Raw genomic sequence first — 12,175 nt, forward strand, 5'->3', positions numbered from 1 at the left:
CGCTCCCCCGCTCTCGGCTCCGCCCGAGCGGGGGACCCCACCGTGGCGGAGCCGCAGATCGTCACAGCCCGCTCCCTTCGCGGGCGCGTCCGACGTGACCCGCCCATTAGGATCGCCCCCTGTGACCGCCACTCTCGTCGCCAAGAACCTAGCCGCCGGCCACGGCGACCGCTCCCTCTTCTCCGGGCTCGACCTCGTCGTCGCGCCCGGCGACGTGATCGGGCTGGTCGGCGCCAACGGCGCGGGCAAGTCCACGCTGCTGAAGATGCTCGCGGGGCTGCTCACACCGGAGGAGGGGGAGCTGAGGCTCTCCCCGCCGACCGCGACCGTCGGACACCTCCCGCAGGAGCCGGAGCGGCGCCCCGGCGAGACCGTCCGGGAGTTCCTCGCCCGCCGTACCGGCGTCGCCGAGGCCCAGCGTGTGATGGACGAGGCGACGCAGGCCCTGGTCGACGGCGCGCCGGGCGCCGACGACGCGTACGCGACGAGTCTGGAGCGCTGGCTCGACCTGGGCGGCGCCGACCTGGACGAGCGGTCCGAGGAGGTCGCCGACTCCCTGGGCCTGGCCGTGGACCTGGACCAGCCGATGACGTCCCTGTCCGGCGGCCAGGCGGCACGCGCCGGGCTCGCGTCCCTGCTCCTGTCCCGCTACGACGTCTTCCTGCTCGACGAGCCGACCAACGACCTCGACCTGGACGGCCTGGAGCGCCTGGAGCGGTTCGTGAAGGGCCTGCGGGCCGGCACCGTCGTCGTCAGCCACGACCGCGAGTTCCTCACCCGCACGGTCACCAAGGTCCTCGAACTCGACCTCGCCCAGCAGCAGATCACCCTCTACGGCGGCGGCTACGAGGCCTACCTGGAGGAGCGGGACGTCGCCCGCCGGCACGCCCGCGAGGACTACGAGGAGTACGCCGACAAGCGCGCCGCCCTCCAGGACCGGGCCCAGATGCAGCGCTCCTGGATGGACAAGGGTGTCAAGAACGCCCGCCGCAAGGCGAGCAACGACAACGACAAGATCGGCCGCAAGTTCCGCAGCGAGGCCAGCGAGAAGCAGGCCGCGAAGGCCCGGCAGACGCAGCGCATGATCGAGCGGCTCGACGTGGTCGAGGAGCCCCGTAAGGAGTGGGAGCTGCGCATGGAGATCGCGTCGGCCCCGCGCTCGGGCGCCGTCGTGGCCACCCTGCGGGACGCGGAGGTACGGCGCGGCGACTTCACCTTCGGCCCGGTCTCCCTGCAGGTCGACTGGGCGGACCGGGTGGCGGTGACCGGGGCGAACGGCGCCGGCAAGTCCACCCTGCTGGGCGCCCTGCTCGGCCGGATCCCCCTGGACGCGGGTCACGCGAGCCTGGGCTCCGGCGTCCTGGTCGGCGAGGTCGACCAGGCCCGCAAGCTGTTCCACGGCACGGAGGCCCTGCTCGACGCGTTCTGCGCCGCCGTACCGGACACCGAGCCGGTCGAAGTGCGCACGCTGCTGGCCAAGTTCGGCCTGAAGTCCGAGCACGTCCTGCGCCCGGCGGCGACCCTGTCCCCGGGAGAACGCACGCGCGCCGCCCTGGCGTTGCTGCAGGGCCGGGGCGTCAACCTCCTCGTCCTCGACGAGCCGACCAACCACCTCGACCTGCCGGCCATCGAACAGCTGGAGTCGGCCCTCGACGCCTACGAGGGCACCCTCCTCCTGGTCACCCACGACCGCCGCATGCTCGACGCGGTCCATGTGAACCGGCGGCTCGAGGTGGCGGACGGAAAAGTCACGGAGCGCTGAGCAGGCCGTAGGGAGTCCGCCGCGGCTCGGTCGCGGCCGGGGCTACGACGGTGCCGCAGGTGATCGAGGCATATCGCGTCACAAGGAGGGGCCATGGGTTCTGAGGCGAAGCGGCCGGCCGTGCGGATCGTGCACGAGCAGGACGTCCTCGCACGGATGCGCGGAACCCAGGACCGGATCGCGGACGCGATCACCGCCTTCGCCGGGACCATGACCTTCGTCTATCTGCACGCGCTGTGGTTCGCGGTGTGGATCGTGTGCAACGAGGGGGCTTTCGGCAAGGGGGCGGTCTGGGACCCGTATCCCTTCGGACTGCTCACCATGATCGTCAGCCTGGAAGCGATCTTCCTGTCCACCTTCGTGATGGTGAGCCAGAACCGGCAGGCCGCGCGTGAGAACGTCCGCGCCGACCTGGACTTCGAGACCAACGTGCGCTCGGAGGTGTGGGCCGTGCACATCGGCCGTTCCCTCGGTGTGGACCCCGTGGAGGTCGAGCAGCGCGTGCAGGAACTGCTCGCGGAGAACCGTGCCCGGATGAACGGCACCGCGCCGCCTCCGCAGCAGAGCTGAGCGGGCCGGCTCACAACCAGTCGTCGGGCCCTGGGTCGCCGCCCGCTGCCACCGTCGCGAGCCGGTCGGTGTAGTGCGTCCAGCCCACCTGGTGCGCGGCACATGCCTCGGCGGACGGCAGGCCGCGGTGGACCAGGCGGAGAAGGGTGCCCTCGGCGACCGGTTCCAGGGTGATCTCGACCGTCGTGGAGCCGGGCGGAAAGGGCATCTCGCCCTCGGCCCAGCCCCAGCTGAACACCACCCGCTTCGGCGGGTCGATCTCGATGAAACGGCCCTCCGCGACGTTGTCGCCGTTGACCCGCGTCCGGTAGGCGCCGCCGGGCTCGAAGCTGAACGTGCCGTCCGCTCCCATCCAGGACAGCCACTTGTCCCGGTCGGTGAAGAAGGAGAACACCGTCTCCGGGCGCGCGGCGATCAGCCGCTCCAGGGTGACCGCATCGACGCTCACGTGTCCGTCCCTTCACCGCGCTCCGCGCGTTCCGCCGCCTCCGACAGCTCGGCGAGCGTGTCCAGCTTGGCCGCCCACATGGACTGCAGATACGCGGCAAGCGGGCCCAGGGCTTCGTGGTCGGCCCGGTAGAAGCGCTTCTTGCCGTCATGGCGCAGCGTGACCAGACCGGCGTCCCTGAGCACCTTCAGGTGCTGGGAGACCGCACCGAACGTGACGTCGAACCGGTCGGCGATCTCACCTGCCGACCGCTCCTCGTCCCACACCAGGCGGAGGATCTCGCGTCGCCGGGGCTCGGCGACCACCTGTACCGCATCCATGGAGTTCATTTTAGTCGCCACTTGAATTTGCCGGAGCCTCGTGTCTACATTTTAGTCATCGCTAAAACGAGCGGCTCCGGGGCCTCAGGTCTTGAGCACGTACAGAAGGAACGAACTGCGCGTCACCGAGGCGGAGCCCGGCCAGCCCGTGCCCTTCTTCGCCGGCTGATCGCAGCCGCACCCCAGCCGGCCCGCCGCCCGCCAGAGAACCCCTGCAGGGAGAGAAACCCGTGAACACCACCCAGCACAGCACACTGCACCCCGCCATCCGCGAGTGCGCCGAAACCGTCGCCGCGACGGCCTCCGGCATCCGCGAGGAACAGCTCCAGGACCGCACCCCGTGCGAGAAGTTCACCGTCGCCGAGCTCGTCGACCACCTGGGCGGAACCCTCCTGTCCGCCGCGCGCGCCGCCCGCAAGGAGGCGCAGCCCGGCGAGGGCGCCACCGCCCCGGCCATGACACCGCAGGCGCTGGCCGACTCCGCGGGCCGGGCCACGGCAGCCTGGTCCGACCCGGCGGCCTACGACGGCACCACCGAGTTCGGCCCGGGGGAGATGCCCGCCTCCCTCGCCGCCTCGATCACCCTGCACGAACTCGCCCTGCACGGCTGGGACTTGGCGCGAGCCACCGGCCGCCCCTTCGCTCTCAGCCAGGAGACCGCGCGGACAGCGCTCGGCGTGGTCGAGCAACTCGCCGAGCAGGCACGCGCCAACGGCAGCTACGGCCCGCCCGTGCCGGTGCCGTCCGATGCCCCGGCGTTCCGGCGGGCGCTCGGCATCAGCGGGAGGGACCCCGGCTGGAACGGCTGAAAGCGCGCGTACGGCTCCGGAACGGTCCCACGGCCCGGCCGCGGGCCCGCAACTGGCTCTCTCCGAGCTGGACCCAGGCGGTCTCGTACCCCCGGCTCTCGGACGCTTCCCAGGTGATGGCGCGCGAGGCGAACATCTCGGCCACCCTGGATCCGAAGGGCGCGAAGCGCCCGTTCACCGGGGGCGCGGGGCTGTCACATCAGCGGCTCCGCCGCGGGGCGCGACGAGCCACGACCGGCCCGCAGCTCCCCACGGCCTCCCGCCGGAGACTCAGGCTCAGCGCTTGCCCTTCGGGTCAAGCAACCCCGCCCGGCGCAGAGCATCGGCCATCGCACTGTTGGCCGGCGCCGCCGCCTGGCGCGAACCGCCGCCCTGCCCACCACGACCGCCGCCCTGCCCGCCACGGCCGCCGCCCTGACGCTGCTGCTGCCGCTGCTGAGGCGGACGCGCACCCCGCTGCCGGCGGTCGCCGCCGCCGTCTCCCTGCGGCGCGGCCTCGTCGTCGAGGCGCAGCGTCAGCGAGATCCGCTTGCGCGGAATGTCGACGTCCAGCACCTTCACCTTGACGATGTCCCCCGGCTTCACCACATCCCGCGGGTCCTTGACGAAGTTCTTGGACAACGCGGAGACATGCGCCAGACCGTCCTGGTGGACACCGATGTCGATGAAGGCACCGAAGGCCGCCACATTCGTGACCACGCCCTCCAGGACCATCCCGGAGGTCAGGTCGGAGATCTTCTCGACGCCCTCCTTGAAGGTGGCCGTCTTGAAGGCGGGCCGCGGGTCGCGCCCGGGCTTCTCCAGCTCCTTGAGGATGTCGGTGACGGTCGGCAGACCGAAGGTCTCGTCCACGAACTCATCCGGCCTCAGCGAACGCAGCACGCTCGTGTTGCCGATGAGCGACGCCACCTCCTGCCCGGAGGTCTTCACCATGCGCCGGACGACCGGGTAGGCCTCCGGGTGCACGCTGGAGGCGTCCAGCGGGTCGTCGCCGCCGCGGATCCGCAGGAAGCCCGCGCACTGCTCGTACGCCTTGGGGCCGAGCCGGGCCACGCTCTTGAGCTGCGTACGCGACTTGAAGGGGCCGTTGGCGTCACGGTGCGCCACGATGTTCTCGGCCAGCCCGGAGGTGATGCCGGAGACCCGGGCGAGCAGCGGGGCCGAGGCCGTGTTGACGTCCACGCCGACGCCGTTCACACAGTCCTCGACCACCGCGTCCAGTGAGCGCGACAGCTTCACCTCGGAGAGGTCGTGCTGGTACTGGCCGACGCCGATCGACTTCGGGTCGATCTTCACCAGCTCGGCCAGGGGGTCCTGGAGGCGGCGCGCGATGGAGACGGCGCCGCGCAGCGACACGTCCATGTCGGGCAGCTCCTGCGAGGCGAACGCGGAGGCCGAGTACACGGACGCGCCCGCCTCGGACACCATCACCTTGGTGAGGCCCAACTCGGGGTGCTTGGTGATGAGTTCACCGGCCAGCTTGTCGGTCTCGCGGGACGCCGTGCCGTTGCCGATCGCGATCAGCTCGACCGCGTGTTCCTTCGCGAGGCGGGCCAGCTTGGCGATCGCCTCGTCCCACTTGTTCGCCGGGACGTGCGGGTAGATGACGTCCGTGGCCACCACCTTGCCGGTGGCGTCGATGACGGCGACCTTCACGCCCGTGCGGAACCCGGGGTCCAGGCCCAGGGTCGCGCGCGTGCCGGCCGGGGCGGCGAGCAGCAGGTCGCGCAGGTTCGCCGCGAACACCTGGACTGCCTCGTCCTCGGCGGCCGTGCGCAGCCTGAGGCGCAGATCGATGCCGAGGTGCACCAGGATGCGGGTGCGCCAGGCCCAACGGACCGTGTCCATCAGCCACTTGTCGGCGGGACGGCCGCGGTCGGCGATCTGGAACCTCGCGGCCACGATGCCCTCGTAGGACGAGGGGCCGTCGGTGGGCTCCTCCGGCTCCAGGACGAGGTCGAGGACCTCCTCCTTCTCGCCGCGCAGCATGGCGAGAATGCGGTGCGAGGGCAGTTCGGTGAACGGCTCGGCGAAGTCGAAGTAGTCGGCGAACTTGGCGCCCGCCTCTTCCTTGCCTTCCCGCACCTTGGCGGCCAGCCGTCCGCGCACCCACATGCGCTCGCGCAGCTCGCCGATCAGGTCGGCGTCCTCGGAGAACCGCTCGGTGAGGATCGCGCGGGCGCCGTCCAGGGCGGTCTGCGGTTCGACGATGCCCGTGTCCGGGTCGAGGAACGCGGCTGCCGCGGCGAGCGGCTCGACCGTCGGGTCGGCGAGCAGGCCCTCGGCGAGCGGCTCGAGCCCGGCCTCGCGCGCGATCTGCGCCTTGGTGCGGCGCTTCGGCTTGTACGGCAGGTAGATGTCCTCGAGCCGCGCCTTGGTCTCGGCGCCGCGGATCTGCGCCTCCAGCTCCGCGGTCAGCTTGCCCTGCTCGCGCACCGACTCCAGGATCGCGGTCCGCCGCTCCTCCAGCTCCCGCAGATAGCGCAGCCGCTCCTCGATCGTGCGCAGCTGCGCGTCGTCGAGCATCTCGGTCGCTTCCTTGCGGTAGCGGGCGATGAAAGGCACCGTCGAACCGCCGTCGAGCAGCTCCACGGCAGCCCTGACCTGCCGCTCCCGTACGCCGAGTTCCTCGGCGATCCTGCCTTCGATGGTCCCGACTGCGCTGGACCCGGGTGTCGTCACGATCCCGTACCGCCTTCTCACTGAGGTTGCGCCGCAATTGTGGCAGGCGGCACCGACAGTCGGGGATCAGGGCGGCAACCGGCGAGGCGGGACGGTGGAATCAGGCCCCGTGGCCCCGCGCGGAACTCGAGGCTCCGCCGAAGAGCCGGGCGACCGCCCGGAAGGGCAGTGTGACGACGGTGGCGATCGCGCCGCCGATCTGTCGCAGCACGTCTGCAATGGCGCGGAACACGAAATTCCCCTTTCCGTTCCCGGTTTCCGCCCGGCCGAGACGGCCGGGCGAGATCCGGGTACCCGGGTTTCGCCGGCCCTTGCCGATCAGTTCCGCGGGGTGGGCCCCGGCGAAGAGTGCGGCCCACGCGATCCCGAGCTTCGTCGGCTGAGCGACGGCCTCTGCCTGGGCTTTTCGTCAGTGCTTGCGGATCAGATCGGCGGGGCGGCCCGGAGGCGGGTGCAGCCGGCACGAGGGTTGTCCCGTGCTGTGTCGGTCGAGTGACGTCCTCTGCCTGCGTCTCGGCAGCGCTTGCCGATCAGATCGATCGGGTGGGCCTCGGCGACGAGTGCGGCCCGGGCGAGGCCTCTCCCGTGCTGTGCCGACGGGCTGGCGCTCTCTGCCTGTGTCTCGTCAGCCCTTGCCGATCAGATCCGTGGGATGGGCCCCGGCGGCACGTGCGGCCCGCGAGGCCTGTCCCGTGCTGCGTGGGCCCAGTGATGCCCTCCGCCTGGGGCTCGTCAGCCCTTGCCGATCAGATCCGCGGGGTAGGCCCCGGCCGCCAGTGCGGTCCGGGCGAATCCCGCTCCCAGCTCCGTCAGTCGGGCGACGTCCTCTGCCCCGAGGTGCTCGTACGGCGCCCGGTCCAGGCGGTCCGTCTCCGTCTCGATGTGTGCCCGCAGCTCGACGCCCCGCTCCGTCAGCTCGCCCGCCCCGTCCAGCAGCCCGCGCTCCCGCAGCCGCCCGCAGGCCGCGTCCCAGTCCGCCTGCTTCCAGCCACGGCTGCCGAACACCCACTTCGGTGTCATGCCCTTGCCCGTCGCGGTGTGGGTCACCACGGCCTCCAGACCGTCCAGCTCCGCGGACATCAGGACGGCGAGATGCCCGTCGCCCCGGTGCTCGCGCAGCAGCGTGGTGGCGTGGAAGTACGCCAGATGCGGCTCGTCGGGCACCGGCAGGTCGGCGTAGGCCGAGTACAGCGGCCGGGCCGCGCGCGAACAGGCCTCGGCGGCCCGCAGCGCCAGCCGCGCCGCCTGAGCCATCTCCTCGGACGCCACGGTGTCCTCGCCCAGCAGGCGGCGCAGGGTCGCATCGACGGCACGCGCGCGTGCGGCCAGGATCCGCGCGGGCGAGGCGCTCTCCCACACGGCGGGCACATACCGGGCCACGAGCTCGTACTTGTAGTTGTAGAAGGTCGCCGTCACCGTGCCGGGGCCGACCGGGCCCAGCGCGGCCGCCCGCGCGGCGAGGTTGACGGCCCTCGGGTGCGTGATGCCGAGAGCGCCGAGCTCCCTGCCCAGGTCGGGCGAGAAGTAGTACGTCGCGTGCAGGGAGTTGAGCGCGTTGTGGCAGCGGCGACCGGCATGCGGATCGGGGGCGGCAGTAGTCATGACGCGCAGGTTACCGACTGGTCGGTACGGGCTCCGGTGCCGTACGCCGGATGGCAGGAAAGGTGGGGAACTCGTCATTGCCGCCATCCGTCCGGCTGCCAAGAATCGTGGGTATGCCGCAGCGAACCGTCCTGCTCGTCCTCTTCGACGGCGTCCAGAGCCTCGACGTCACCGGCCCCCTGGAGGTCTTCGCGGGCGCCGAGCTGCACACTCCGGGCACCTACCGCATCCGTACGGCCTCCCTGGACGGCGCCCCGGTCCGCACCTCCAGCGGCCTGACCCTCGTACCGGACCACGCCCTCGCGGACGCGGCCGCCCCGCACACCCTTCTCGTGCCGGGCGGCCAGGGCACCCGCCGTCCGGTGCGCGACGTCCGGCTGACCGACTGGCTGCGTACGCACGGCCCGCGCGCGGAGCGCCTCGTCTCCGTCTGCACCGGCGCCATCCTCCTCGCGGAGGCGGGCCTGCTCGACGGGCGCCGCGTCACGACCCACTGGGCGTACTGCGACAAGCTCGCCCGCGACCACCCGTCCGTCGAGGTCGACCCCGACCCCATCTATGTGCGCGACGGACACGTCTTCACCTCGGCCGGTGTCACCTCGGGCATCGACCTCGCGCTGGCCCTGGTGGAGGCGGACCTGGGCCGGGAGGCCGCGCTGGCCATCGCCCGCCACCTGGTCGTCTTTCTGCGCCGGCCCGGCAACCAGGCCCAGTTCAGCGCGCAGCTCGCCGCACAGACCGCCCGGCGCGAGCCGCTGCGCGAGGTCCAGCAGTGGATCACCGAGCATCCCGCCGGCGACCTGGACGTCGAGTCCCTCGCCGCCCGTGCCGCCCTCTCGCCCCGCCACTTCGCCCGCGCCTTCCAGGCGGAGACCGGCATGACACCGGGCCGCTACGTCGACCGCGTCCGCCTCGAACACGCCCGCCGTCTCCTGGAGGACACGGCCGACGGCATCGAGGAGATCTCCCGCGCCAGCGGCTACGGCACCCCCGAGGCCATGCGCCGCGCCTTCGTCAGGACCCTCGGCACGGCCCCGGCGGAATACCGCCGCCGCTTCCGTCCCACACCCACCCGCTGAAAGGACCCCGATGCAGATCGCCATCGTGCTCTTCGACCGCTTCACCGCCCTCGACGCCGTGGGGCCGTACGAGACCCTCGGGCGCCTTCCGGACGCGGAGACCGTCTTCGTCGCCGAACGCACCGGTCCCGTCCGCACCGACACCGGAAACCTCGCGATCGTCGCGGACAAGACCCTGGCCGAGGTGGAGCGCCCCGACATCGTGATCGTTCCGGGGGGCCCGGGACAGACCCCGCAGATGGAGAACGAAACCCTCCTGGACTGGCTGCGCACCGCCGACGCCACCAGCACCTGGACGACATCGGTGTGCACGGGCTCCCTGCTCCTCGCCGCGGCCGGCCTGCTGCGGGGCCGCCGTGCCACCTCCCACTGGCTGGCCCTGGACTTCCTGAAGCAGTTCGGCGCCGAGCCCACGGGGGAGCGGGTGGTCCTCGACGGCAAGTACGTCACCGCGGCCGGTGTCTCCTCCGGCATCGACATGGGCCTGACCCTCCTCGGCCGGATCGCCGGCGACGAACACGCCCAGGCCGTACAGCTGTTGACCGAGTACGACCCGCAGCCGCCCTACGACGCCGGCTCCCCCGAGAAGGCGCCCGTGCACCTCGTCGAGGAGTTCCGCTCCAAGAGCCGTTTCATCCTGACGTAGTCCAGGTGAAGCGCGGCTGCCTGCGCTCCAGGAACGCGGCGACCCCCTCCACGGTGTCGCCGCTGCCGCGCGCCTGCTTCGTCCAGTACGCGTCCCGGTCGGTGCGCCCGTTCGCGAACTCCTTCGCCGCGGCCTGCGTGAGCTGTGAACGGGAGACCAGGATCCGGGTGAACTCGGCCACCCGCTTGGCGAGTTCACCCTGCGGCAGCACCTCGTCCACCAGACCGGTGCGCAGCGCCCGCTCCGCGTCGATCAACTCGCCGGAGAACAGCAGGTACTTGGCGGCGGCCGGACCGACCAGCGCCACCAGACGGCGCGTGGAGGAGGCCGGATACACGATCCCCAGCTTCGCCGGCGTCACCCCGAACAGCGCGCCCTCCATGGCGAAGCGCAGATCACAGGCCGCCGCCAGCTGTGACCCGCCGCCCACACAGTGCCCGCGGATCGCGGCCAGCGTCGGCTTCGGGAAGGCGGCCAGCGCCTCCTCGGCCCGCACCGCGAGCCCCTGTGCCTCCTCCGGCGACCCCTGCAGCGTGGAGATGTCGGCGCCCGCGCAGAACGTCGAGCCCTCCCCGGTCAGCACCAGCGCCCGTACGCCCGGATCCGCCGCGAGGGTGTCCAGCAGCGGCGGCAGGGCGGCCCACATCGCGGCCGTCATGGCGTTGCGCTTGGCCGGGTGGTGGATGACGACGGTGGCGACCGAGTCGGTGACGCTGTGCAGCAGCTGGGGCTCCATGGCCGGATGCTAGCCGCCGCGCCGGACGCGTGATCAGGAAGGGGGCGCCCTAACCCGTACAACCCGAAGAGTTCGCGAAGTCGGCTGAAGCGTGACAGGACCAGTCCCACAACTGACCGTGTCATACGCCAACGGTCATAAGTGCTCGATACCTGCTGACTTGTGTTCAGTCATCCGGAGTGCCGTGGGTCGTTCCCAACACTCGACGTGTGGTGACAATCGAGCGCAAGGGTGGCGACCGGACGATGGACAACCATGGGCGCGGGTCCGGCCCACGCCCAGAAGGCGGCGCTTACGAGCCCCGCGACCCGGGGCCGCCCGCGGACCCGCTGCCGTACGAAGGCGTCTGGCGGTTCACCGCCCCCGCCATCGAGGCCTCGGTGCCGCAGGCGCGGCACGCCGTGCGGGACCTGCTGTACCGCCAGGGGGTGCCCGTCTCCGACGATCTGGTCCACGGCCTGCTGCTGATCGTCTCGGAGCTGGTCACGAACGCCGTCCGGCACGCGGCACTGCTCTCGCCGATGCTCGCCGTGGAGGTCGCCGTCGGCGCCGAGTGGGTGCGGGTGTCCGTGGAGGACAACCACCCCTACCGCCCGACCGCCCTGGAGACCGACCACAGCGGCGAGGGCGGCCGGGGGCTGCTCCTGGTCAGCGAGGTCGCCCGGGAGGCGGGCGGGGTGTGCGACGTCGAGCACACGTCGAGCGGCGGCAAGGTGATCTGGGCCGCCCTGCCGCTCAAACCCCTGCGGGTGCTCTGACGGAGGTCACCAGCCGGCCGACGGGCCGGTCAGCTCCCTGACGGCCGGTCGGGCCGCGTCCAGCACGGTCATGAACCAGGACGAGAAGGTGTCCTTGGCGTGCCGCTCCGCGAGTTCGTCGGGCGTCACGAAGGCCGTCGCGCCGACCTCCTCCGGGTCCGGCCTCAGCGGCGACTGCACCATCCCGACGAACAGGTGGTTGTACTCCTGCTCGACCAGGCCCGAGTCGGGGTCGGGGTGGTTGTAGCGGACCGTGCCCGCCTCGGCGAGCAGCGAGGGGGACACACCCAGCTCCTCGTACGTGCGGCGGGCCGCCGCCGCGAAGGGCGCCTCGCCGGGGTAGGGGTGGCCGCAGCAGGTGTTGGACCACACGCCGGGGGAGTGGTACTTGCCCAGGGCCCGCTGCTGCAGCAGCAGTCTGCCGCGCTCGTCGAAGAGGAAGACGGAGAAGGCGCGGTGCAGCTGCCCCGGCGGCTGATGGGCGGCGAGCTTCTCCGCGGTGCCGATCGTGACGCCGTTCTCGTCGACCAGTTCCAGCAAAATCGCGTCTGCGGCGCCGTTCGACGAAGTGTGCGTCGCGGTAGCAGGTGTGATCGGCATACCCATCCTTCACATCGGTCTTCGCGCCCCAAGTCTGCCGTACGAATCCGGCACTCCCGGCACTTCGCGGCGCGCCCGCATGTCCCGCGCGCGGCGCGGGCACGGCCGTCACCGGTTGAAGACCGGAAGAGGGGCCCGGTAGTTGATCGTGCCCCTGCCGGTC

13 protein-coding genes are annotated in these 12,175 nt (G+C 71.8%); 6 read left to right on the forward strand and 7 right to left on the reverse strand.

What is annotated here, in order from left to right:
* Window positions 1-121 precede the first annotated feature (121 nt).
* Both ABT254_RS14570 and ABT254_RS14575 read left to right on the forward strand, forming a co-directional pair.
* On the forward strand, window positions 122-1,762 hold the full coding sequence (locus ABT254_RS14570; RefSeq protein ID WP_351468642.1) for an ABC-F family ATP-binding cassette domain-containing protein: 1,641 nt from the start codon (window positions 122-124) through the stop codon (window positions 1,760-1,762).
* A gap of 93 nt (window positions 1,763-1,855) precedes the next feature.
* On the forward strand, window positions 1,856-2,332 hold the full coding sequence (locus tag ABT254_RS14575) for a DUF1003 domain-containing protein (RefSeq protein WP_351468645.1): 477 nt from the start codon (window positions 1,856-1,858) through the stop codon (window positions 2,330-2,332).
* Between the two features lie 10 nt (window positions 2,333-2,342).
* Here the strand turns inward: ABT254_RS14575 and ABT254_RS14580 are convergent, their stop codons facing one another.
* On the reverse strand, window positions 2,343-2,780 hold the full coding sequence (locus tag ABT254_RS14580; protein WP_351468646.1) for an SRPBCC family protein: 438 nt from the start codon (window positions 2,778-2,780) through the stop codon (window positions 2,343-2,345).
* Window positions 2,777-3,100, reverse strand: coding sequence for an ArsR/SmtB family transcription factor (locus ABT254_RS14585; RefSeq protein ID WP_351468648.1), 324 nt, complete (start codon window positions 3,098-3,100; stop codon window positions 2,777-2,779). The genes ABT254_RS14580 and ABT254_RS14585 overlap by 4 nt, the downstream gene beginning before the upstream one ends.
* 230 nt (window positions 3,101-3,330) lie before the next feature.
* Here ABT254_RS14585 and ABT254_RS14590 point away from each other — a divergent pair, with 230 nt between their 5' ends.
* Window positions 3,331-3,909, forward strand: a complete 579-nt coding sequence (locus tag ABT254_RS14590; protein WP_351468650.1) for a TIGR03086 family metal-binding protein — start codon at window positions 3,331-3,333, stop codon at window positions 3,907-3,909.
* Between the two features lie 276 nt (window positions 3,910-4,185).
* On the opposite strand, the gene ABT254_RS14595 is transcribed toward ABT254_RS14590, so the two are convergent.
* From ABT254_RS14595 to ABT254_RS14605, 3 genes are all read right to left on the reverse strand, one after another.
* A complete protein-coding gene (locus tag ABT254_RS14595) occupies window positions 4,186-6,591 on the reverse strand; it encodes a Tex family protein (RefSeq protein ID WP_351468652.1) in 2,406 nt (801 codons plus the stop codon).
* A gap of 100 nt (window positions 6,592-6,691) precedes the next feature.
* A complete protein-coding gene (locus ABT254_RS14600; RefSeq protein ID WP_344400315.1) occupies window positions 6,692-6,823 on the reverse strand; it encodes an LPFR motif small protein in 132 nt (43 codons plus the stop codon).
* Between the two features lie 500 nt (window positions 6,824-7,323).
* Window positions 7,324-8,193 (reverse strand): SCO6745 family protein, encoded by an 870-nt coding sequence (locus ABT254_RS14605; RefSeq protein ID WP_351468655.1) that lies wholly within the window; start codon window positions 8,191-8,193, stop codon window positions 7,324-7,326.
* Window positions 8,194-8,306: 113 nt separating this feature from the next.
* On the opposite strand from ABT254_RS14605, the gene ABT254_RS14610 reads away from it, so the two are divergent.
* Together ABT254_RS14610 and ABT254_RS14615 are read left to right on the forward strand one after the other, a co-directional pair.
* A complete protein-coding gene (locus ABT254_RS14610; protein ID WP_351468658.1) occupies window positions 8,307-9,272 on the forward strand; it encodes a GlxA family transcriptional regulator in 966 nt (321 codons plus the stop codon).
* A gap of 10 nt (window positions 9,273-9,282) precedes the next feature.
* Window positions 9,283-9,918, forward strand: coding sequence for a DJ-1/PfpI family protein (locus ABT254_RS14615; protein WP_351468661.1), 636 nt, complete (start codon window positions 9,283-9,285; stop codon window positions 9,916-9,918).
* Here ABT254_RS14615 and ABT254_RS14620 read toward each other — a convergent pair.
* Complete coding sequence (locus ABT254_RS14620) at window positions 9,905-10,654, reverse strand: enoyl-CoA hydratase/isomerase family protein (RefSeq protein ID WP_351468664.1); 750 nt, start codon at window positions 10,652-10,654, stop codon at window positions 9,905-9,907. The genes ABT254_RS14615 and ABT254_RS14620 overlap by 14 nt on opposite strands.
* A 245-nt stretch (window positions 10,655-10,899) precedes the next feature.
* Here ABT254_RS14620 and ABT254_RS14625 point away from each other — a divergent pair, with 245 nt between their 5' ends.
* On the forward strand, window positions 10,900-11,412 hold the full coding sequence (locus ABT254_RS14625; protein WP_351469137.1) for an ATP-binding protein: 513 nt from the start codon (window positions 10,900-10,902) through the stop codon (window positions 11,410-11,412).
* A gap of 6 nt (window positions 11,413-11,418) precedes the next feature.
* Here ABT254_RS14625 and idi read toward each other — a convergent pair whose 3' ends face one another.
* Complete coding sequence (gene idi / locus ABT254_RS14630; RefSeq protein ID WP_351468667.1) at window positions 11,419-12,012, reverse strand: isopentenyl-diphosphate Delta-isomerase; 594 nt, start codon at window positions 12,010-12,012, stop codon at window positions 11,419-11,421.
* Between the last annotated feature and the right edge of the window lie 163 nt (window positions 12,013-12,175).

The organism is Streptomyces sp. NPDC001137 (genome assembly GCF_040298885.1).
In the GTDB taxonomy this organism is placed as follows: domain Bacteria; phylum Actinomycetota; class Actinomycetes; order Streptomycetales; family Streptomycetaceae; genus Streptomyces.

Bases quoted from the DNA above. Each gene is read 5' to 3' on its own strand.
- ABT254_RS14620 (WP_351468664.1), bottom strand. From the start codon at position 10,654: ATGGAGCCCCAGCTGCTGCACAGCGTCACCGACTCGGTCGCCACCGTC.
- ABT254_RS14585 (WP_351468648.1), bottom strand. From the start codon at position 3,100: ATGGATGCGGTACAGGTGGTCGCCGAGCCCCGGCGACGCGAGATCCTC.
- ABT254_RS14610 (WP_351468658.1), top strand. From the start codon at position 8,307: ATGCCGCAGCGAACCGTCCTGCTCGTCCTCTTCGACGGCGTCCAGAGC.
- ABT254_RS14605 (WP_351468655.1), bottom strand. From the start codon at position 8,193: ATGACTACTGCCGCCCCCGATCCGCATGCCGGTCGCCGCTGCCACAAC.
- ABT254_RS14615 (WP_351468661.1), top strand. From the start codon at position 9,283: ATGCAGATCGCCATCGTGCTCTTCGACCGCTTCACCGCCCTCGACGCC.
- idi (WP_351468667.1), bottom strand. From the start codon at position 12,012: ATGCCGATCACACCTGCTACCGCGACGCACACTTCGTCGAACGGCGCC.
- ABT254_RS14625 (WP_351469137.1), top strand. From the start codon at position 10,900: ATGGACAACCATGGGCGCGGGTCCGGCCCACGCCCAGAAGGCGGCGCT.
- ABT254_RS14575 (WP_351468645.1), top strand. From the start codon at position 1,856: ATGGGTTCTGAGGCGAAGCGGCCGGCCGTGCGGATCGTGCACGAGCAG.